At 26.5% G+C, this 22,708-nt stretch carries 17 protein-coding genes; 1 reads left to right on the forward strand and 16 read right to left on the reverse strand.

Annotated features, from left to right (window positions below; genetic code table 11):
* The 16 genes from IC758_RS12475 to IC758_RS12550 form a co-directional block, all read right to left on the reverse strand.
* A complete protein-coding gene (locus IC758_RS12475; protein ID WP_227835390.1) occupies positions 1-2,238 on the reverse strand; it encodes a LamG domain-containing protein in 2,238 nt (745 codons plus the stop codon).
* A gap of 17 nt (positions 2,239-2,255) precedes the next feature.
* Positions 2,256-6,002 (reverse strand): LamG-like jellyroll fold domain-containing protein, encoded by a 3,747-nt coding sequence (locus IC758_RS12480; protein ID WP_227835389.1) that lies wholly within the window; start codon positions 6,000-6,002, stop codon positions 2,256-2,258.
* Positions 6,003-6,016: 14 nt separating this feature from the next.
* Positions 6,017-6,538 carry a hypothetical protein gene (locus IC758_RS12485; RefSeq protein ID WP_227835388.1) on the reverse strand — a complete coding sequence of 174 codons (522 nt, stop codon included), beginning with the start codon at positions 6,536-6,538 and terminating at the stop codon, positions 6,017-6,019.
* A gap of 13 nt (positions 6,539-6,551) precedes the next feature.
* Positions 6,552-7,634, reverse strand: a complete 1,083-nt coding sequence (locus IC758_RS12490; protein WP_227835387.1) for a hypothetical protein — start codon at positions 7,632-7,634, stop codon at positions 6,552-6,554.
* Positions 7,624-7,839 carry a hypothetical protein gene (locus tag IC758_RS12495; RefSeq protein ID WP_227824096.1) on the reverse strand — a complete coding sequence of 72 codons (216 nt, stop codon included), beginning with the start codon at positions 7,837-7,839 and terminating at the stop codon, positions 7,624-7,626. Before IC758_RS12495 ends, IC758_RS12490 begins: the two co-directional genes overlap by 11 nt.
* 46 nt (positions 7,840-7,885) lie before the next feature.
* Positions 7,886-10,780: a hypothetical protein gene (locus IC758_RS12500; protein WP_227860506.1), complete on the reverse strand. Its 2,895-nt coding sequence runs from the start codon at positions 10,778-10,780 to the stop codon at positions 7,886-7,888.
* Positions 10,781-11,839: an immunoglobulin-like domain-containing protein gene (locus IC758_RS12505; protein WP_227830682.1), complete on the reverse strand. Its 1,059-nt coding sequence runs from the start codon at positions 11,837-11,839 to the stop codon at positions 10,781-10,783. It lies immediately after the preceding gene.
* 32 nt (positions 11,840-11,871) lie between these two features.
* Positions 11,872-14,460, reverse strand: a complete 2,589-nt coding sequence (locus IC758_RS12510; protein ID WP_227845654.1) for an Ig-like domain-containing protein — start codon at positions 14,458-14,460, stop codon at positions 11,872-11,874.
* A gap of 21 nt (positions 14,461-14,481) precedes the next feature.
* The gene (locus IC758_RS12515; RefSeq protein WP_227830684.1) at positions 14,482-15,102 is read right to left on the reverse strand and encodes a hypothetical protein; all 621 of its coding nucleotides are present in this window, start codon (positions 15,100-15,102) and stop codon (positions 14,482-14,484) included.
* 25 nt (positions 15,103-15,127) lie between these two features.
* Positions 15,128-16,126, reverse strand: a complete 999-nt coding sequence (locus IC758_RS12520) for an immunoglobulin-like domain-containing protein (protein ID WP_227835383.1) — start codon at positions 16,124-16,126, stop codon at positions 15,128-15,130.
* 91 nt (positions 16,127-16,217) lie between these two features.
* Complete coding sequence (locus IC758_RS12525) at positions 16,218-16,430, reverse strand: phage holin (RefSeq protein ID WP_227824102.1); 213 nt, start codon at positions 16,428-16,430, stop codon at positions 16,218-16,220.
* 16 nt (positions 16,431-16,446) lie between these two features.
* A complete protein-coding gene (locus IC758_RS12530; protein WP_227824103.1) occupies positions 16,447-16,653 on the reverse strand; it encodes a hypothetical protein in 207 nt (68 codons plus the stop codon).
* 66 nt (positions 16,654-16,719) lie between these two features.
* The gene (locus IC758_RS12535) at positions 16,720-17,691 is read right to left on the reverse strand and encodes a hypothetical protein (protein ID WP_227830686.1); all 972 of its coding nucleotides are present in this window, start codon (positions 17,689-17,691) and stop codon (positions 16,720-16,722) included.
* 200 nt (positions 17,692-17,891) lie between these two features.
* Positions 17,892-18,161 carry a hypothetical protein gene (locus IC758_RS12540; protein ID WP_227824105.1) on the reverse strand — a complete coding sequence of 90 codons (270 nt, stop codon included), beginning with the start codon at positions 18,159-18,161 and terminating at the stop codon, positions 17,892-17,894.
* A gap of 467 nt (positions 18,162-18,628) precedes the next feature.
* The gene (locus IC758_RS12545) at positions 18,629-19,186 is read right to left on the reverse strand and encodes a hypothetical protein (protein WP_227860507.1); all 558 of its coding nucleotides are present in this window, start codon (positions 19,184-19,186) and stop codon (positions 18,629-18,631) included.
* A gap of 32 nt (positions 19,187-19,218) precedes the next feature.
* Complete coding sequence (locus IC758_RS12550; protein WP_227437305.1) at positions 19,219-20,745, reverse strand: FAD-dependent oxidoreductase; 1,527 nt, start codon at positions 20,743-20,745, stop codon at positions 19,219-19,221.
* A 343-nt stretch (positions 20,746-21,088) separates the two neighbouring features.
* Here IC758_RS12550 and IC758_RS12555 point away from each other — a divergent pair, with 343 nt between their 5' ends.
* The gene (locus IC758_RS12555) at positions 21,089-22,483 is read left to right on the forward strand and encodes a metallophosphoesterase (RefSeq protein ID WP_227830687.1); all 1,395 of its coding nucleotides are present in this window, start codon (positions 21,089-21,091) and stop codon (positions 22,481-22,483) included.
* Positions 22,484-22,708: the final 225 nt, after the last annotated feature.

Consider the following 22,708-nt stretch of genomic DNA (forward strand, 5'->3'; position numbering starts at 1 on the left):
CTATATCCCTCCCTCTGCAATTAACATAGGTCTGAAACCTGTATTTTTAGCAACAGATGAAGATAAACATATATTAAATCTTTTTGCTGACAAATCGTCAATATCTTCAATTTTGCCACGAACTGGTATTAATATATTCCCATTTGTAGGCTCTATATTTTCATTGTTAATATCTTTTAATCCTGTAATAACCTTCTCTTTACATAAAGAAATCATATTGCGATAGTTCCATATATCATTGTCTCCTGCTATTATCTTTCCTTTTAAATCACTATTTCTTATATATGTATCCCAATCATTTTCTATTGGCCATCCACCTTTATTTTTATTAATTAAGCTTGAAGATGAATCTTTGCACTCATATTCTTTAAACATTTCTAATTCACCTACAGCTATATATAAATCTGCGTGCTGAAAATTGAATTTATAATGTAAATATTCTACTTGTGAATTAAAATAATGATAAGAAGTAGCTTTATTTCCTGAAGGTAAATTTGATGTTTCATATATCTTTTCGAAAACTGTATTATCATTGCTTCCATATACAGTACAAGATGATGGAGGTTGGATAGAACCAGGACAATTTCTGTTAGTTAACCTAAATCCAGAAACTGGTATTTTATCTTTTTTTGATGACACTTTAATATATGGGTTAGGTTCAGAATTACTATGCCAACAGTCATCAGAATCTATGTTTGTTTTATTGAAAGCTAAATACGCAAGAAATCCTGTACTGTATGTTGAACTTTGTTCTAAAATATAGTCATCATTTTCGTTTGATTTTAAAGCTTTCTTTGGAAAGGATATTGTTATATCATCATTATACGCTATACCCCCACTTGGAATAGTGTAATGATATTTATTACTATTGTCATATTCTTTTATACAATTAAAAATAGTTGCATTATTTTTAGTTGGTGATAAATCATAAAGTGTATCCCCAATTGCATTAGTAGATTTAAATAGACAAATTAGATTTTCTTCATTCCCTGTTAGATTATTTTCTATAGTTGCTGGTTCTATTGCTTTATCCCATATTACAAACTCTGATATTTTTCCAGTTAAACGAGTACCTGACTCTACAGAAAAACCTCCTCCTGCTTCTCCACCTAATACCAAATGATTTGTACTTCCATATATGATAGTACCATTTCGTTTTTCATTCAATTTTAAAGTTATTTCATCATATATTTTAACTGATTCTCCATTATATAGTATGTAAAAAGTCTTCCATCCATTGTTAGATGAATCAATATTAAATCCAGAAATAAAATATAAAGTTGGAGAATTAGGATGATTTGTAGCAATCTCTATTCTAAAATATCTATCTTTTGGAACATAACAACATGCATAACCTCCAAGTTGTGTACAACTAAAAAACCTATGTTCTGCTCCAACTGTCCAGTCTTCTAAATATACTCTTATTTTTATTGTTATCTCTTTAGTAGTCCTAATTTTTTCTATAGGTATACTTACATATGATGACTTACCATTAAATACTAAAGAAGTTGGAGAAAGCATTTTACAAGTTAATTTATTTTTGTTTAATTCATTCCATGAAATAGATGCTTGAACATTTCTATCAGATATAAATTTATTATCATTAACTTTTATAAAATAAAATTTTCCATCTGGTGTATCTGATGAAGTATCTACATCTATTCCTTCACAATTACAGTTTCCAAGTTCTGAAAAATATCCTACTTTTCCAGAAATAGGCGCTGTATATCTGCAAGGAATTATATCTCCTATTTCCATAGATTCTAATGTAGATTTTTTCGTTAGTTTGGTTTCAATTAAATCTATCATATATCCATCTTCATCTATATCTATACAATCAAAATCAAATCTGACACCATCATCACTTTTAATTTTTACCAAATGAATCTTCTTTTCTAAATTTATTTTATCAAAGGCAAGATATTGTCTTATAGTTTCTCCATGAATATTATAATTTTCATACTCAATATCGTCTATAATACATTTCATATTAGAAGAATGACTAGCATATCTAGTATGGAATATCCTTATTTTTGAACCATAAAAAGCAAATGTAATATAACTAGAATTTACTTCTTCTATTGTTGCATTTTCTTGTATAAACATACCTGTGTTATTATAAAGCCCTGAACTTGTATCTTTTTTCCATAATCCTATATATTTAAAATTATTATCAATGTTATCAATTCTTTGCCATCCAGCTTCTGGCTGTAACAACTGTTCACCAACTATAGCCATTTATTCACCTTCTTTTTTTACTTGACATTATCATTATTAATATCTAACTCACAATCTATTAACTGTTTTATATACTTATCATTAATAAGAGTATCAGTTAATTGATTATGTTTTAAGTTAGTATTTTTATGATATTCATCAACATCAAATTCAATATCATACACTTTATCTTCTACTGAGATAATTCTATCATTTATATATTTTATATATTTTTGTTCTTCTAGTATTTTATTGTTTAAAATATCAAAATTACTTTTTATAACATCAAATAATTCTTTACTAAGTCCCTCACCACCAGTTACTGGAAATTTATCTATGTTATTTGGTGGAGGTAAAACTTCATTAAAGTTAATGTTAGTTGTATCAGTGCAATCCTTTAGATAAATTTTATAAGCTTCAATTACAGCATCTGAATCCATTAAAAACATTAATCTTATGTTATTTGAATTTATTTGTGTGAAACTATTAATATCGCAATATGTAAATTCATTATCATTCGTTGAATATAAAACATTAACACTACCATGACCTAAAAAGAAAGGCTTAAAATGAGTATATTTTTTATCAAACAAAACATTTTTTATTTCAAAATATTTACTTGCAAGTATTAACTTTTCTTTATTTTTATAAATTTTAAATCTTTTTATAATGCGCTTAATATTGTTGAATGTCATTAGCAATTCAAATTCATTAAAGTCATCACTATAATCATCTAATAATAAATTAAAAGAGATATTATCGAAGTTATCTACTATAGTTTTTTTTAATGTTCCATTTATAAAAATTTCAAGCTTATTCATTACATTCGATTTATCATTTATTGATAATATTAATTGATTTTCAGATACTTGGTTTGCCTTCAATATAGGTTCGTAACAATATAGAATATTTGTTGGTGTAAAATTTTCATTGTATATATTCATATTAGAGATTCTAAACATACTTAATTCATTGGTAAAACGATAATTACCTCCATCACATCTTTTTGACATATATATGTTGTTACTTGCATGTTCTTGTGGTATTTCAGACAAAGTATCTGTTTTTTTAAGTATACCATTATGGTATATCTTTATATATTTATAGTCTTTAATTTCAAAAGCGAAGTGATGGTAAACATTTTTATCGAAGTTTGAATAATCTATAGAAGAATATGAATATTCACTAAGATAGAATCTTAATTTTTTAGATTCTGTATAAATTAAATATCCTTTGTTATAAGAAGAAACTCTAGTATCAAATAATATATCTTGTGTACTATTATCATTAAATTTCAAATAAAACTCTATTGAAAAGTTTCTAAAATGAGGATTAAAATTTTGTATTTGCAAATATCCAGTTTTCATATTATAAAACTTACCAAATTTACCACCATCAGACATTGTTACTCCATTGTTATTTATAACCTTTGGATTATAGCTACTATCAACAATGTCTGTTCCGTTTAGAAAGAACATTGTATTTTCATCAATTCTTTGCCTATAATGATATACTTTTTCTTCTATATTTTTATTTTCATTGTAATCTATAACAAATTTTATTTCATTTTCTCCAATTATATATTTTTCATCATATATAATATCAAATATTAGATTTTCAAAAGTATCAATATACTCTTTTTCTATTTTATTGTTTATATATACTTTAACCTTATTTATAGTAGTTGTATTTGCTAAGACATTAAAGATTATATGATGTTCTGTTTGTTCTATTATCTCAATGTTAGGTGAGTAATCATACGGCTCTAAGGGCAATTCAAAATCATCTATCCACCTTGTCACATCAGAAATTCTAATATTAGATATATTTGCATTAATTTTATTTGTCCAAACGTCGAAAAATAAAAATCTATTACCACAGTAAATAGATAATTCTTGTTGTAATTTCTTTTCATATGTTTTTATGCCATTTTCAAAACAGTATAAAGTAAGATTTTCTTTTGAATAACAAAAAGCTTTATGTATCCATTTATTAAAAGTTTTTCCTCCACAAGTTCCTTGACGAATTATATCCCAAGAACTTCCATTGCTACTACAATAAAGATTTGAAACATCTCCTTCATAATATCCTAAAAGTAGTCCATGTTTTAGTCTTTCATTAGTACTAAATATAGCTGCGTCATAAACTGATATTAAATTCTCAAACCATTCTATTGTAAAACTTGTACTTCCATTCAAAGTTATTTCTTCAGATGGAATTTGAATTAATCCAGTATTGGATTTAAACGATTTTCCAAATAAATCATCTTCAACAATCGATACATCTATAGCAGTTACTGTTTTGGGATTTAGACTTAAATCATTAAAAGAATCACCTTTTAAATATAACAAAGTATGTTCATCTATTCCTTGTATATTATATACTTCATGCATATCATTTATTATACAAGTATCAGAATCTAAATTTTCAGTATATCCACTTAAAAGGACTTCAAATGCATTAATCCAACTACTAGTACTACTACACTCTATACTTATATTATTATAATTAGCAGTTGTGACATCAATATCGACAGTAGTTATACTATTTGGTACTACTAACGTTTTTTGACCTATTATTGTTGTTCCAGATTTAATTACATAATTATTTTGTGATGCTGGAGATGCACTTACTTTCATTTGTACTTTATTTATATTTGTAGCTTCTTTGAATTCTAGTCTGAAAATTGCTTCATAAGTTGAAGACATCCATCTTGTATTTATATTTCCATCTATTGCTTTATCTGGAGTATTATCACTATAAACACTATTGGCTGTAGCCACAATTCCAAAAGGTATATAACCATCATTATTCTTAATTAGTGTTATCTTTACATTAAATTTTTTATATCCTTTTATTTTTATAGTTTTTAGTATTTCATTTATTTCATTTTCATTATGTTCTTCTATATAAACTACCTTATCTTTGCTATTTACTTTGTTATTGCTTGTTTCATATTCTGTCGTTACATCATAATTTACACCTAAATATTCTATTTTTAATCCACATTTACCATTGAATTTTGCACATGCATTCGGAAATATAATCTTATCTCCCTCTGCCTTTTTATCACCTAAACTAATTTCTTCTTTTTTATATTTGAAACTAAAATCTACTCTTGCTTCATTTATATATACATCTCTAATATCAGACCATCCTTCAGTAAATGTAACTGTTTTAAAAAATAAATGTTTATATTCATTTTTAGGTATATCTACAACAATATTTTTAATTATGCTACTATCGCTACCATTTTTTGTAGCTAATTTTACAAATGTACCATTCTCATTTTCTCCCCAGATTTCTAAAAGTTCATCTTGTAGACATACTGTAACAGACTCTATAAATTTCTTTTCTCTAAAAATCACATCAACACCCTGATTGTTAGATGTAGCTTGCCAATAAGTATCTTCATTACTATCTAAAACATTACTTGCAACGTTTTTGCCATAACTTTCCTGATCAGCTTTAGCAGTTGTTCCCTCTGGTACAAATGACAAGTAAATAGAAGCGTTGAAATCATCAGTTGATTTTATTTTTAAAGTTCTTAAAACCTCCTGAAGCTTAGTCACTTCTTCTTCTGTTATTATATAAATATTATTTGTAAGTTTTTTATTTATCTTTTTACCATTTAAAATATATTCCAGTTCAAAACCATCTTTAAAGCCATCTTTTATTTCTATAACAGAACTTACTTTGCCAGTTATATTAGCATTTATAGTTACATTTGGAAAAGATATTTCATCTCCTTCTACATTCTTATATCCTAAATCTACTCCTTGCATATCATCACCTCACTTTATGTAACATTATCATTATTTATATCAATCTTACAATCAATTAGATTTTGTATGTAATCGTCATTTATCAAAGTATCAGTGAAACTATTTTTACTTAAATTAGTATTTTTATGATATTCGTCTACAATAAGCTTTGTTTTCACAAGTTCATCTTCTAAACGATTTACTTCATTCAATACACTAATCACAAATTCTTTTAGTTCTAAATTATTGTTATTTAGTATAACTACATTTTGCTCTAATACTTTTACTCTTTCAACTAATGGAGTTATATCAGATACACCACTAGAACTCCCACCAATCTCACCATTTTCTATCATCTTATTAATAATATCTATATCATTTCTGTTATTTCTTATATCATCTATATTAATACTTATATTGTTATCTATATCATCTAGTTTTTCATTCAATCCAGTAATAGCTTTTATTGGATGTTGGTCCTCTATATCAGTATTCTTTAATTGGTTATGGTCATTTAAATATTCTGTTTTTCCATATCTTTTTATTCTTACACCCATCTACCATACCACCTTACATAAATATAATATTAAAACTATATTTATCATCAATTGTTATACAACTAGAGTCCTTTATTATCTTAATCAAAAATTTACTTGTAGTTCCAGGCAATAAAGTAATGTCCAACTCTTTAAATAATTCAGAACTTCCACTTGAATCCCCATATGGCATCAAGTAAGCCATACTATCTCCCCTATCATAACTAGAAACTCCAACTATTTTTAAGGTTCCAGTTTTAGTAAAATCACCTGCATTTACTACTTGTAACTCATAAACTCTATCTTTACCTTGTACTAGTCCTAAATCAAAGTCACCATTATCCATATTAGCTTCATTGACAATAAATCTAATTTCTGGTTCAAATGAATATACATCTCCACCATACAACTTGTCTATAGTTATAGTATCAGATAATCTTCCTCCACTTTCAACTTCTACCTTTACATGATTTATTGGAAAAAGTTTTGATGATAAATCAACAATAACTGAATCTTCAGTATATTTCATATCTACATCTGTCACTATTTCTTTATTATTTTCGTCATATATTTTGATATTTTGTGTTTTATCAATTCCTATAAATGTTATAAAGTTATTCTTATACATTTCACAATTAAATATTTCTAATGTATCTTTACTGTCATTTAGATAATATCCTATTGAGTTAGAATCTAACAATTTTGTACTTCCAAAATCTTCCCAATTTAATCCATCTTTTGATGCTCTAAGGTTTAATACAAAATTATCAGAATATATTACTTTTAAATATGAATAATATATTGATTCGATTTCTGATGATAATTCACATTCTACATAATTTTCAGTAATAGACTTTATTATACAACCACCATTACCATTAGATTCTTTTGGTTCATACCTTATATATGTTTGAAATACATATCCAGATTCTTTGGGACATGGTATCAATAATTCTGTTTTATCATCATTTTCAAGTATTTTAATAGAATCACCTGTAAAGGTGATTCTATTGTTATCACTTGGAAATACATCCCACAGAGGATTCATGGTACCATTAAATTCCTCACTAAATATATATCCTGTAGATATTTTATTTAATTTTTTTTTACTCTGCATGAACTTCAACCCTTATACTAGTCACTTTACATATCTGAAAATTTTCATACCCATATTTTTTCACTAGTGATTTGGTAGTTGATATTGCTGATTGTAAAGTTGGCATGTCACATACAACTCTCCAAAATTCATTTGCTTCATTTGGTGGTCCAGATAGTTCATTTTGATTTACTTTTTCTTTATATTGAATTTGATAATTTACCATAACATTTCTTCCCTTCGATTATCTTTGATAGTATTTTAAATAATTTTTATTTTTTAATTACTCTTCGCTTACCTTTTTCTTTATTATTATGATGTTTAAACATATAATCTTTAAATGTATCAAGTGCATATGCAACTTGTACTGAATTTTGAATTCCTAACTTAACTTGTGTATCTTCTATAGACTCACCTGCAATATTTAACATATTTATCAAATATTCTACAGTTTTATTTGTTTTTCCAAGTTTTCCAATATATTTTATCTTAACTGATTTATTGAACATATCTTTTATTCTAAAAGCAGCTATATCTATAAAAGATTCCTCATTATCATAAAAAAATAAAATCTCTACGTCTTTAACTTCTTTTGGAATTTTTAAATCTATATTATAAGAAGGTTTTTCATCCCCTAAGAACGTATAAATTTCTTCTCCTATATGTATTTCTAAAACACCACGGTTTTCCATATATGCTTTAAATTTTAGTTGTAAATCAAATTCTTGATTGACTTTAAATTTTAACTTGGAACTTACACCCTTTTTCTTACTTGATAGAACAAAATCATCTGTCAATTCTAAATTGTCAATATGTAATATATTTTTTTCTAAATTTCCTAATGTTTTATTAGAATAATCAATCTTACAATCTTCTCTTATATATACAACTTCATACTCTGAATTACACAATATACTCATTTCTGCATACCATAAAAAAAGTTTTAAGGTTCTCTCAAGATGTGGTATTTTGCATCTATCCCAATAATATTTTCCACCTATATACTTCATTGTTGAGTCTATCAAATCTTTTATAGCTTTTTCAGGCTCTATACCAGCATATCTATAAATATTATGTCTCCATTGATTGTATAGTGTATCAAGAACATACTTCATAACAGAAACATCAATATTTATAACATCTATTGCTATATTTGCAAAATAATCAACTGGATTTTCTATAGGTAATTCAATTATTTGATTTCCAGCTTGTGTGTATTTTTTTACATACTTATCCTTATCTGTTATTATAAGATTGTCACCAAATATCTTATCTTTATATATATTATAATCAAAACCACTTTTGGGAAGAATCAATTCATCTTTACTTCCATCAATCACCACAAAGTCAGGAAAATATTCTGTCGCAACTCCAAAGTAACCATCATCATTTTTATATGTAGGTAATTTTGAAAACTTTAATTTAGTTGGTGATTCATCAGATGATGTATCCTTGATTTTTTTCATGATTCCAAATTGAATTTGATACATATTATAAAGATTATTACTGTACTTATATAACTCATCCATATGTTCTGAAATATTTAATAAACTACCTTCTTTATAAAAATTTATCAGACTGTAACCATAAGATGTTTTAAAGTCATTTTTTTGTATTGTCCCTTTTTCAAGTTCTTTATTTATTAGAAGTCTGTATTTGCTATTTTCTAGTCGTTTATATATATAGCATTCAAAGGTATATAATGAAGGTTTTGAAAGATAATCAGGATATATAATTGAGTCAATAAGAGATAGATTCCCTTTATAATATTCTCCAAATAACTTATGCTCAATTATAGATGTTTCCTTATTATTAGACTTTGATATTAATAAGTTATATTCATCATTTTTAAAATCAAACTTTGGATTATAGTATTTTGAGAATAAATCTATACTAGAAATATAAATTTTTTGATTGTCAGCCTTTCCTACATCTATATTTAGATTATATAAATTAAATGTGGGTTTCCCTTTTGAAAAATCATATCCAGCGAGGATATCATTCATTTGAATATTTGAACCTTCATGTGTAAAATCTTTAATATCATCTACAATATGAAGACTACTATCTATGTTTTTTTCAATATTATCTAGTGAATGGTATAACTCAATATAATTTTTAGCTTTATATAGTTTATATTTAGATTCTAAAAATGTTTGTATTTTATCTGAGTATCCCTTTGCTAAACGTTTTTTATCTTCTATAAGTATTTGCTTATTAAAACCGTTTCTTAAGTTTATATTATTATTGATTAAAACCTCTGGTATATTTGGTATATCAATCAAATAAGGTAAATTAATATCTACATTAACTGATGAATCTGATGTAGACATTTTATTTTCTTCTACAAAAACTTTTCTTAAATCTCCATTCTTTATAATTTTTTGTAAATTTATAGATAAGTTTTTAATATGATTTTCAGCAAATTTTGGTTTTTCTATAGATATTTTATTGTTTATAGAGTTTTTGACAGCTATAGAATCATTTTCATTTATTTTTTTATCTAAGTCTTTAATATTTTTTTCAAAATCAAATATATATGTATCATTTTCTGTCTCACTTATATTTGTACTTTTACAGTCTACAAAAATTTGTTTACTTGGAAGACCTATCATATCCTCATAGTCATAAATTTTTAGATATTTATCAATATTACTTACTTCTATTGTATTATCTTGAAAGAACAAAGTATTTTGATTGGTCTTAAAAGTATTGTAGTTATCATTTATTTGTATTTTGTCTCTAGTATTTCTATATTCTACGAACAGCATATGTTCTATAATTGATTTATCTAAATATTGTTCCTCTCTACTTAGATAGTTTAATATATTATTAAAATTTCTAAATTTCTTAAAATCTTTATAGCTACTTATATATTCACTAATGTTTTTATCATATAATTTTTTATATACTTTATTTATATAGATATTACTTATGGATATTGGTTGCAAAGATTTCTTACTTTTTATAAAAAATACCTGTTTTTCTCTAATATACATTGACTTTTTGTCATTTTTTAACATCAACAAAGTATTGTCTATATTACTTTCTGTGTGTTCACATTCTATCTTATAAAATAAAGCTATAGAGTTTTCATCCCCAGAAAGATTATATTTAAAATTAGCACTGACGAAAACGCCAGTGCTAAACTTAAAAGTTGCAATCATCTATTCTTCAATCATAGCTAATATTTTAGCTGGATATATCTTAGAAGCCTTAATTTCTTCTGATGTTTCTCCTTCTGACAAGACAGTAATTTTAGCTTCAATTTTTAAATTAAAACTAAAATCACCAATGCTAGAACTAGGTCTCACTATTGTGGCTTTATAAGAAAGAGCCTGATTATCAAGTTCTAATTTTATATTTGTTGATGTTAAGTCTTCACCTTCATTATCAAGTGCCGAAAAAGTCAATGACATATTTTCAACTTTAGCAGGCAATGTAAAGTTATCACTAAGTTCTGTTAATGATTTATTTGGTGCAATATATGAAACAAAGTCAAAAGTTTTTACAAAATCATCAACCTTCTCTTGATTAGTAGGCTCTTGCTTAAGTATTCTAATATTAGTTATAGTTTTTGTAGATATAAGTTCACCTTTAGTAAGTGTTGCTGTAACAGATACGATGCTATCACCGTCTTTATATGCTGGTCTAGTAACTACCCCTTTATCACTCAAGCATGTAGAATTACTTGTAGTCCATGTTATTGATATTTCATTTCCTATAGTTGTTGGAAGTACTAAATCACTTGTAACCTTATTTATATCAGTATTTTTATTTCTAATAAGTTCCCAAGTTATTGCATTAGCAGCAGATTCAACTTCACCTTCTTGAGTCCATGCTGGTACTGTAACTTTAAATTCTTTACTTCTACTTACACTTCCCTTTGACACAATAATGTTTATAGTAACTTTTGCATCTTGTTCACCAAATACAGGTCTTGTTACTTTTCCTAATTGACCTATTATATTTGGACTAGAAGATGACCATACTATAGTTGAACCACAACTACCTTTTTGTATAAAAGTCAGATTTTCTGTGACTATATTTGGTATAGATATATTTCCTATATCCTCTAGTACACTTTGTAAATCAGTTCGCTTCGATGCTTTTACAAGTACCTTAAATTTTTTAGTTTTAGAGACTTCTCCAGACTTTACAGTAGCAGATAAGTATACTTCTTTATCTCCTTCATAGAAATCTGGTCTATTAATTATACCTAACATTAATATTCATCCTTTCTATTTCTCATTATATTTTATATAACAGGGTCTTCTTGTGAATTTGATTCATCCAATTCATCTGTAGAATTTACATTTACTTCAGTTTGAACTTTTCTACTTTTATATCTAGCAGTTATAACTGCCCCACCTATTTTAATCCCTGTCAATTCTCCTTTTTGAGAAACAGTAACTATATTTTCATTTGATGAAATCCAAATTATGTTATCATCCTCTACTATTTCTTCTCCTTCAAGTAAAGAAAGAACTTTTTTTTCTCCAACTTTTAAAATTGGATTTTCAGGAGATATTTTTAATTCTATTGTAGGTTCTTCAACATCTGCTCCTTTAGAAAAACTTACTATATTCGTATCAGAAGAATGCCATGTTATCTCTAATCCATTGTCTGTTTTATCAGCAAAATAAACTGATTCAGCATTATTTGTACAAGAATAGATATCTTTATACATATCTTGTATTTCTCTTAATGCAGTTTCACATCTAGAATCATCATTGCTTTCATTATATTTAAGCTCTTTTAATACTCCAACACCATATCTTTCATTTGGAGAATTTGCAAAAGGAGTATAAGGTGTAGTTAATGGAAGGTATATATATGTTTCTTCTGGTTTATCTTCATATTTTTCAAAAGATTTGTTTACTATTAATTCATCAAATGGGAAAAGTGATTCAGCATCTATCACTATCATACCTGATAAAGCTCCACGAACACCTTCTGCACTATGGACAATTTTTATCCTATCTGCAAAGTATTCGTTTGTATATACTGATTTACCATACATATGTTTTTTCATGAATTGCTCTGTTGATGAGAACATAAAATAGTGACTTTGAAAATAGTCAGCAGAGTCTGTTTTGTACATTGCAAAGTCCGTTGTTCCATTTGCTGTATGCACACCATAAGTTTGATGGTATTTTATATCTACAAGATTTCCGTATTTATCTCTATTCGAACCACCTTCTTGAGTAGTTCTTTCTTCAACTTCATCAAAACCTAGATAAAAATAAATTGGTCTTTCAACTGTTCCATCTTGTGCTCCATATATATAATAACTTAGGTCATTTAAAAGCTCTTTTCCATCATTTTGTGCTACATACTTTCTAATATAGTTATATAAATCTTGTTCATTATAAGTCACTTGAACTTCTACTGTCATGTCTTTTACTATTGGTTTATCTATAGTTATTGGTAGCTCAGATGGAAAAGTAACTTTTTCTCTTGATATAGAAGTTCTTGCATTAGGTGTAATATAAAATACTCCATATGAGTTATATTTTATATTTGGATTCATTAATCCAAACTCAGCCACAAATTCATTATTTACAGAAGCTCCTATTGTAACTTGCAAACTAGGTTCATATATAGTTGTTTTTCCACCAGCAATATTTGAACCAAAATCTCTTGGAATATCTCTTCTATTATATGTATATTTTACTATTGTATCTGCAGGTCTAGTATTAAATAATGAATTATTTAACCAAGGAAATGTACCTATATTTACCCAAGCTGACTTAGCTCCTGCATTTGATATAACATTTTTTCCAGTTGTTTTTACTCCATCAGTTCCAAGCGTATTGACTCCATTAAAAGGCTCACTATATTTAATATTAAACTTTGGTATAGAAGGTACAGATGAAGAAGTTGTAAATATACCAAAATTACCAGTTATGTCTTTCTTAGCAAAATCAAAACTATCAATAGAACCTATATAGGCTTGACCAACTAAATATCTATTGTCCTCATAATCTACATTTGGATTACCTGTAACATTTATAAGCACTCTATTTGGATGTATATTAGCAAGTACTCTTATTTTAGTCTTATTATTTAAAGAAGATGTAATAGGTATTCTTAAAAGAGCATCTGAACCAGTTATACCAAGTTCTGATTTAAACTTTTCATCAAAATCTGTAAACCAAGATAATTTACACCATTCAGATGAAGCAGAATTAAATTCAGCTATATCACCAGTTACCATATCTATAACATTTTCTGCTGGACCAGAATAGTCCTTATTTGGATTATCAAAAATTCTCATATAGCAGTTATGATAGTTTCTAGCTTGCGCATCTTTTACACCAGTTTTTAGATTTACAACTTTTGGTACAGTTTTTCCATCTCGTTGTTGAGTAGGGTCATCCAATTCTGTATCACATAAATATTTTGGAAAATACACTTCCAAATACATAACTGTATTTTCTTCTATATCATTATCCAGAAGTCCATATTTTAAAATTTCATCAGAGCCAACTTTTGTTGTTTGCTGAGTAATTCTATCAGATGGTCTTGTTACAGCTCTCACAACAACAGAATCAGTTATTTTAGAAATTTGGTCCTTAGTTATTATTTCATATTCACTTGCATTTATCTCATCAAAAGAAGAAACTTCTCTACCTTTTATAAGTTTAAAATTTGGGTTAGGATACACTATATTCCAACAATCTTCTTTTGAAGGTAATGATTTTCTCATTAAGTTTCCAGATACATCTTTTACTTCTTTAGTATAATTCCCTAAAGCCAAAACATTTGCTAAATCTTTTACAAAACTGTCTGCATCTGTTTTAAATTCATGGAAGACAAAGTCTTTTATTTCATTACTTAACATATTTAATTTTCCTTTCCATCTCTAAATTGGTTCTGGGTCTTTTAACATTCTTATACCAAACCATAATTTTTTAGAAGTTCCGCTATCATTATGAAATTTTAAAATTACTCTTGAATTTGGAGGTGCTGAATATACATATGTTGATGAACCTAAGAAAAGTCCCTCTTTTACTTCTCCCAAGTACCAATCTTTAAACCATAATTGTTCATTAAAATATAAATTGTAGTGGTCATTTTCTCCATATCCACTACATGTAACAGATATAGCAAGAATCTCAACTTCAGATGGAGACAAAACTATTTCTTCTTCAAACACTCCTCTAAGTGCTGGAACTTCTATTAATCTCATATAATTATATGGTTGTGTTTTTGATGCAAATCCCCTTATACTACCTATCTCTTTTATTTCATTGACTGTATTAACTTCATTAAGGTTCTCTATATTAGAAACAGATTCAAGTTTTGCCACATTTTTGACTTGCTCTAAATTTTCAATGTTTTTAAGAGTTTCTATGTTTTCTACTTCAGATAGACTATCTATTTTTTCTATGTTTTCTATATTATTTATTTCTTCAATATTTCCAACTTTTTTTATTTTATCTATGTTTCCACCAGCACTATAAGTGACATTAAAGTTACTCATAATTTCACCTCTACTACATCATTTATTAAACTTCTTCTTTAGGTATTGGCTCTACTTCTATCTCTTTATCTTCAACCCCAGTTAATACAGGAGGTATATTATCTATTACAGATACTAATCTAACTACTACAGCTTCATTTGATGATTTATCAGATACTTTATAAGTAACTTGATATTCTTTTACAACAGATGTATCAACTAAATCTCCACCTTCAACAGTTATTAAATCTGTTAAATCTCCATCAACTTCATCTACAGCTGTTACACCTTCTAAAGCATTGAATGTGTCATTTAAATTTAATGTTAAATTGTCTACGCCTGAAAATACTGGCTTAACAGTATCAACAACAGTAACTTTTCTCACAACACTTGCTTCGTTATTTGCAACATCTGAAACTCTATATGTTAATGTTTGTTCTCCTAAAACAGAAGTATTAACTATTCCTTCTATTACTATCTTAGAAGTTAAATCTCCATCTATATTGTCATTAGCAGTAACCCCAGCTTTTGAATCAAATGATGAGCCATATTCTACAGTACAATCTTCAACACCAGATAATATAGGAGCTACATTATCAACAACTGTTATTACTCTATTTACTGTACTTTTATTTTTAGATTTATCTTCCACAGTATAAACAATCTTATTGTCTCCAGGTATAGTATTATCCACTGAGCCTTCTATAACTATCGAATCAGTTAAATCTCCATCTATATCATCCATTGCTGTAACTCCAGCTTTTAAATCTAGTTCTTCCAATAAATTTATAGTCTTATCATCAGCACCACTTATTACAGGAGCACCTGTATCTATAACTGTTATTATTCTAGTTGCTGTTGTTATATTTCCAGATCTATCTGGAGCTGAATATTTCAAAGTATATTCCCCAATTGCATTCACATCGACTTCACCTTCAACTGTAACAAGTTCTGTGACATCCCCATCTATATTATCTACAGATCTAACTCCTTGCATTGGGTCAAAAGAACTTCCTCTAGGTATCTTCAAATCATTAAAAATCATAATACTATCTCCTTTATTTTTTATTTTTGTTATAAATATTTTTGAAAAGTTTTTTTAGAATGTAAATATGTTAGCTATTCAATAAAATCTATTACTTATCATCTAAATACCACTTGTTTTCAGTAGAATTGTCATTCAATATTCCAAGTGTTGTGAGTAAGGCTAAAAGACAATTTACTATATCAGAATAATTTTTTGGTAGTATATCAATATATCCAAAAGATTGTATTGTAAGTGGAATCATTGCTGCTAGAGAAACCCAAAACCCTCTATTTCCTACTCTCTTTTTTAAATAGTTCTTCATATATGCTCTCCTTTTACTAACGTTTTATTTTTTTACGTTGTTTTTTAGGAATATTTGGAGTTAATGTACAATAGGTTATATGACCTATACTTTCACTAAACTCTTTTCTTGCTTGATATAAACAATCTTCTTTTTTACTACAATAACAGCATTTTATTTTTACTGCTTTTGAGTAAAGCTCCTCTTTATCTTTCTTCTTAATATTTTTTTGCTTAACAGCCATATATTCACCCTCCTTATTAATACTTTTCATTTTCTGAATATACCAACCATTTTTCTCTATTGTAAATTATTTAGTAAAAAATTCTCTTATCTTTGACTTATTCAATAGTGAATTATAAACATCTTTTTTATAAATTACAGACATCATGCAAGCATTTATTAACTCATCAATGCAAATTTCTACATCATTTAGATTATCTTCCTTTATCTCATTAAGTAAGTTAAATTCATCTCTTAAATTAATAAAATTATTTATAAATGTATTTACATCATGTTTAGCTAAAAATAGATTATGTAAAGAATCCTCTATATTTCCATGTATACTTTTTTCATTAAATAAGTCATTTTTCATAGTTTTATTTATAAGGTTAAACTTTTTGTTTAGAATAAAATGTGTTTCTGAATTTATTGGTTGTCCTTTTTTTCTATTTTCAATCAAATATAATTCTTTAATTATTTTTTCTATTTTCTTACAGTATTCTAATAAAATAAATGTAACTTGAATATCATAAAATAATGAAAAGTAATTTATATTATGATTACTCTTTTCATATTCATACTGGTTCAATTTATTAATAAATGAAGAATCTATATCATCAAATAAATAATCATTTTTTTTAGTTGTGTATATCCCCATTACAAAGATTTTTCTTATATTTAATAATTCGTTTTTTATATTTAATATCTCTAAGTAACTTTCAAACTTAGAATCTCCATATAAATTTTTAAAATTTTCCTCTTTTAGTATATATTGTTCAGATTCTGTAATAGAAAAACAATACTGCTTTGTAATCTTACCTTGATATGCATCATTTTCTATCAAACTCAAATAGGATTTGATTAATGATATAAGTTCATTTAATTTTGATACTACTTTTGATGGATGATACTTTTCAAATGACTTCAAAATATTAGTCTTATAATCCTCAATTGTTATAGGTTCATTTACTATTGATGTATATTCAAAATTTTCAAATCTCCCTACTTCTAAATTAGGATTGTAACTCAATATATTCTCTTCCTTTATACTTTTATCCATATTATTCCTTCCTTAGTTGAGATATCTTAGACTAGTATATCTAAGCTTGTTAGCATTATTTAAATGCTAACAAGCTTATTTGGGATTCTTAGATTTGTTGGTATTACGCGGATTTTTTGAGGGGTCATATTTGCTTATTCACTATGTAATATACCCTCTATAAGATATACTTTGTTAAATTAAAAAGCATATTTTTTGTTTTATATAAAATTTTTTTGTAATTTACTTTCAATATCTGCTAATGTATTTCCATATGTAAAATCAGTTATACTCATATCATTTGCTACATTATGATTCAAATTTTCATCATAAGCTAATTTATAATACTTAAGTTTGTTTTGAAAATTATTTTTGGTATTTACTATTAGCTCCTTGTGATTTTCATCTATTTTTACAACCACACCTAAATAATTATATCCCTTTTCCATAGCATGTTTAAAACAGCTCTCTAAATTAATTTTTTTTAACATTGTTCCCCCCTATTAAGTTTACTTCTTATATTTATTTTTATATATGTATACAATGACTAATTTTTGTACCATTAAAATTAGTATTGTATAAAAAATATTCTACCTACTACACTATTTAATTGATTCAAATTTACATCATTAAATACGAGTTTCAAATTATAGTAGTAAAAGACTCTGTTTTGGCAAAAGTCAAAGAATATTTATTATCTATATATATACCTATACATTTCTCCATTTTGTAACAAAAAAATAAAATTTATATTATGCTTTTTGTAGAATATCTGTATTTAATAAAAAATATTGTCTTTATAATCATATACACTTTTAAATATTTTAAATTTATTTTCACGATATAAGAAATTATATAATCTCTTATACAAGTATATACAATAAAAAATGGATTTAATTTGTCATATAATTTCTTAGACTTCATATGACTAATTAAATCCATTGCAATCAACTTTAAACTATGCATTTGATTTTTTTATTATAAAAGGAATGGTTATAATTGTACCTATTAAAGCATCTACCATATCAATCATAGTATCTTCTAGTCCTCCAGCTTGTGTAGTAGTCCCAATAAAAGTATCCATTAGAAATTCACCTATTTCCCACAAACTAGCCACTCCCATACTAAACATAAATACAAATATAACTAAAAATATTTTACTCATCTTACTTATATCTTTTTGTATATAAAAATATTTAATTGTAGAAAATGCTACAATACATGATATTATACCCGACCATGAATGTAAAAAATCATCATAATAATTTATGTCATAAAAATTAAAACAAGTACCTAATAATGATGCAAACATTATAAATAATACAAGTACAATATATAATTCATTGCTCAAAAGTCTTTTATTTTGCCTATTTAAAATACTTAATATAAAAGTACCAATTAAACTGATTGCTACTAAACCTACATTTCCAAAAGCTCTATTTGTAGCAAAAAATATGGCACATAAAACATATACTATATAAAGTAAAATGGTTATTGGCTTTAAAAGTTTATTCATAAATAATTTACCTTTCCAAAACATTCTATATTCTATAATAACTTAGGATTAACATCATTATCACCATAACCATAAAGTTTTAATGGCTTAAGTGCTGGGCCTTCAAGTATGTTTCCTTTATAGTCAAATCTTGAACCATGGCATGGACAATCCCATGTTTTTTCTTCACTATTAAAATTAAGTTCACATCCTAAATGAGTACATGTAGTATCTACAATATAAAAATCTCCTCTATCATCTTTATAAACACCATATCTTTTTCCATCAATATTAACAATCTTTCCTTCACCACTACTTTTAGGCATATCTCCACTACCTATTTTTAATTTTCCAGTTACATAATTCATCGCTACATTTGCATTTTCCTTTATAAAATCCATTGAAAAATAACTACCTAATCTCGATGGATTGAAAGTGTCCTTATAGTCAGAAGTTTTATTTATTATTAAATCTTTTATTATTATTCCTGCAGCAGTTCCATTAGTCATTCCCCATTTAGAAAATCCTGTAGCTACATAAATATTATTCTCCCTTTTATTGATATAACCTATATAAGGAACATTGTCAAAACTCATATTGTCTTGAGCAGACCATTTACATTTAAAGTCTTTTATCTTAAATACTTCTTTACCATAATGCTCTAAATCATCAAATATTTCTTCTTCAGTTCCACCTTGACCAACTTTGTGGTCTCCTCCTCCAAAGATTAATAGGTTATTATTTTCATCATTACATTGTCTAAAAGTTATTGATGGGTCATCTATACTTATAAATATACCCTCTGGCAATTCATTTTGTAGGACTGCAACCATTAAATAGGCACGTTCAGCATATTCCTTTGCAAAATAAAAATTCAACCCATCATACCATGGACTGTGAGATGAGATTATAACATTTTCAGCTTCTATTATATTATTATCTCCAGTCTTAACTCTACATATAGCTCCTTTTTCTAGGTCTACTATCGGCGTGTTTTCATATATTTTTAGCCCTAAATTTACTGCTACTTCTGCCAAACCATCAACATATTGTTTTGGATTAAATTGACCTTGATTAGAAAAATGAATAGCTCCTTTTACATCTAATGGAATATCATTTATAGTTTCATAATATTCGCAATCTATGCCTATTTTTTTACATGTACGGTATTCATCTTTAATATCCTTTATAGATTCTTCCTTTTCTGTAAAGACAAAAGATGGAATCCTTTGAAAATCACATTTTATATTATTTTCACTGATTATTTTCTCAATCAATTTTAAAGCTTCATTATTTGCATTATAATATGATTTAGCTTTATCTAATCCATATTTTTTCTCTATTTTAGAATATACTATATCATGTTGACAAGTTACTTTACCAGTATTTCTGCCTGAAGTTCCATATCCTACTTTATCAGCTTCAACAAGTGCTACTTTTTTACCTTCTTTTGCTAATAGATATGCAGTTGTTAAACCAGTTATTCCTCCTCCTACGACTAGACATTCTACTTTTATATTCTCGCCTAATTTTTCATATTCTTTGGGACTTGAATTTAAAATCCAATACGATTCATTCATTTTAAATACTCCTTTACATGTTAAATAAGAATAGTTTTTCCATCATAGGGTTTATTTATTATAAATAATATAAAAAAATAAATGCAAGACTATATATTATTTGTTTATCATTTTCTCAAAGATACTATAGTTAACCAATCTTATAGAATGCTTTAAAATTCTTTTGAGATTACTTTTAATTGATTTTTATTTAATGAACTTTATTTTTATCTCTATCAATTTATATGTCTATGAAATATATAGTTGATTTTTGTATAGTAATATATTACTATTGATATTACAGGGGGATTATGTAGTTAATGACACTAAAACAAATATTCAGAAAAAGTAAAATGGAGGTTTTATGAAAAACAAAATAATTATAGGCATTACTTGTTTATTTATATTGCTAATGTCTGGGTGTACTTCAAAACATACAACAGAAATAAATGTACTAGCCACTACCGATTTACATGGTAACATCCCTTATGAGTTAACTTCTTATGTAAGGGAACAAAGAGAAAAAGATAAAAATATAACTTTAGTAGATGCTGGAGACTTCTTTGACCGTGGAGTAGCTTTAGGAAGTAGTATGGATGATTATTCTAATGCTATGCTTAAAGATAACAACAACAAAACTGAAAGCTATATTGAAACTCCTATTTCAAAGGACATGAAAGAAGTCGGTTATGATGCTGTAGTTCTTGGTAATCATGAATTTATATCTCTTAATAAATTTCATTTAGACAATATGATATCTGATTTTGAAAAACAAAAAATAGATGTATTATCAGCTAATACTTATAAGAAAAATGGGGATAGCTATACAAAACCATACATAATAAAAAATATTGATACACCAGAAGGAAATGTAAAACTAGGAATTCTAGGACTTACTATAAAAGAAGTTGGTGAAGGAAAACAACTAAATGAAAATGGAGAACTTGTAGATTCTAAATCTTTAGAACTAAAAGACCAAGAAGGTTATAGTGGTGAACTATATATGAATGATTTAGTAGAAGATGCTAAAAAATGGGTAAAAATCATGGAAAAAGAAAGTCCAGATATAATAGTAGCTGTTGCGCACACAGGTGAAAGACCTAAAAATCCTAAAAATCCAGGCAATAGAATACAAGATTTAGCTCAACAAGTTGATGGTATTGATGCGATAGTTGCAGGGCATAATCATGTTCAAATTGAACAACACGATTATAAAAACACATTGGGAGAAAAGGTTATAGTTACTGAACCAGGAAAGCATGGAGAATGTATTTCTAAAATTAACTTTAAATTAGAAAAAAATAACGATAAATGGAGTGTAGTTGACAAATCCAGTGAGTTAGTTAAATTTGAGAAAAATAAAGAAGATGAGAAATTTGGACAATTTGTTTCTTCACTTATGAAAGCTAGTGAAAACAATAATGAAATAAGACTGGCAAAAGTAATGCCGCCTGAATGGGATAAAATATTTATCTTTAAGTCTGGAACATCAGCAAACGATATATATAAAGCTGTAGGATATAAATGGAGAAATATATCTTCTCCAAAAGATAGAGATATGCTACAAATTGTCGTTATGAAGAATAATAAACCTGTTACTTATCTATATGGAGAATCAGAGCTTATGCCATTTAATATAAAATGTGATCAATCAGAGTACAAAAACAATGTTGTGACTATTTATCCTAATAAAAATGATAAATTCAAAGTTATAAAAGGTGAAAAAAAATACAATATTAATTTAGAACATATAGAGTAGAGTTTTATTCCTTGATTTAAGATTGAATATTAAAATATTAATTAAAAGATGAGGTGTAAGATTTATGAAACATGACACAAAATATAAGTCAAGGCTAATTGAAAGTTTTTCAAGTAAAAAGCTATACTATGACTTAGTTATAAAGCTATAAAGTATTACAAATAACTATAAAATAGATATTCTCATCTGATTTAAAAATTTGACAATGAAATACCCTATAGTTTA

Source organism: Clostridioides sp. ES-W-0016-02, from assembly GCF_020641035.1.
Classification (GTDB): Bacteria; Bacillota; Clostridia; order Peptostreptococcales; family Peptostreptococcaceae; genus Clostridioides.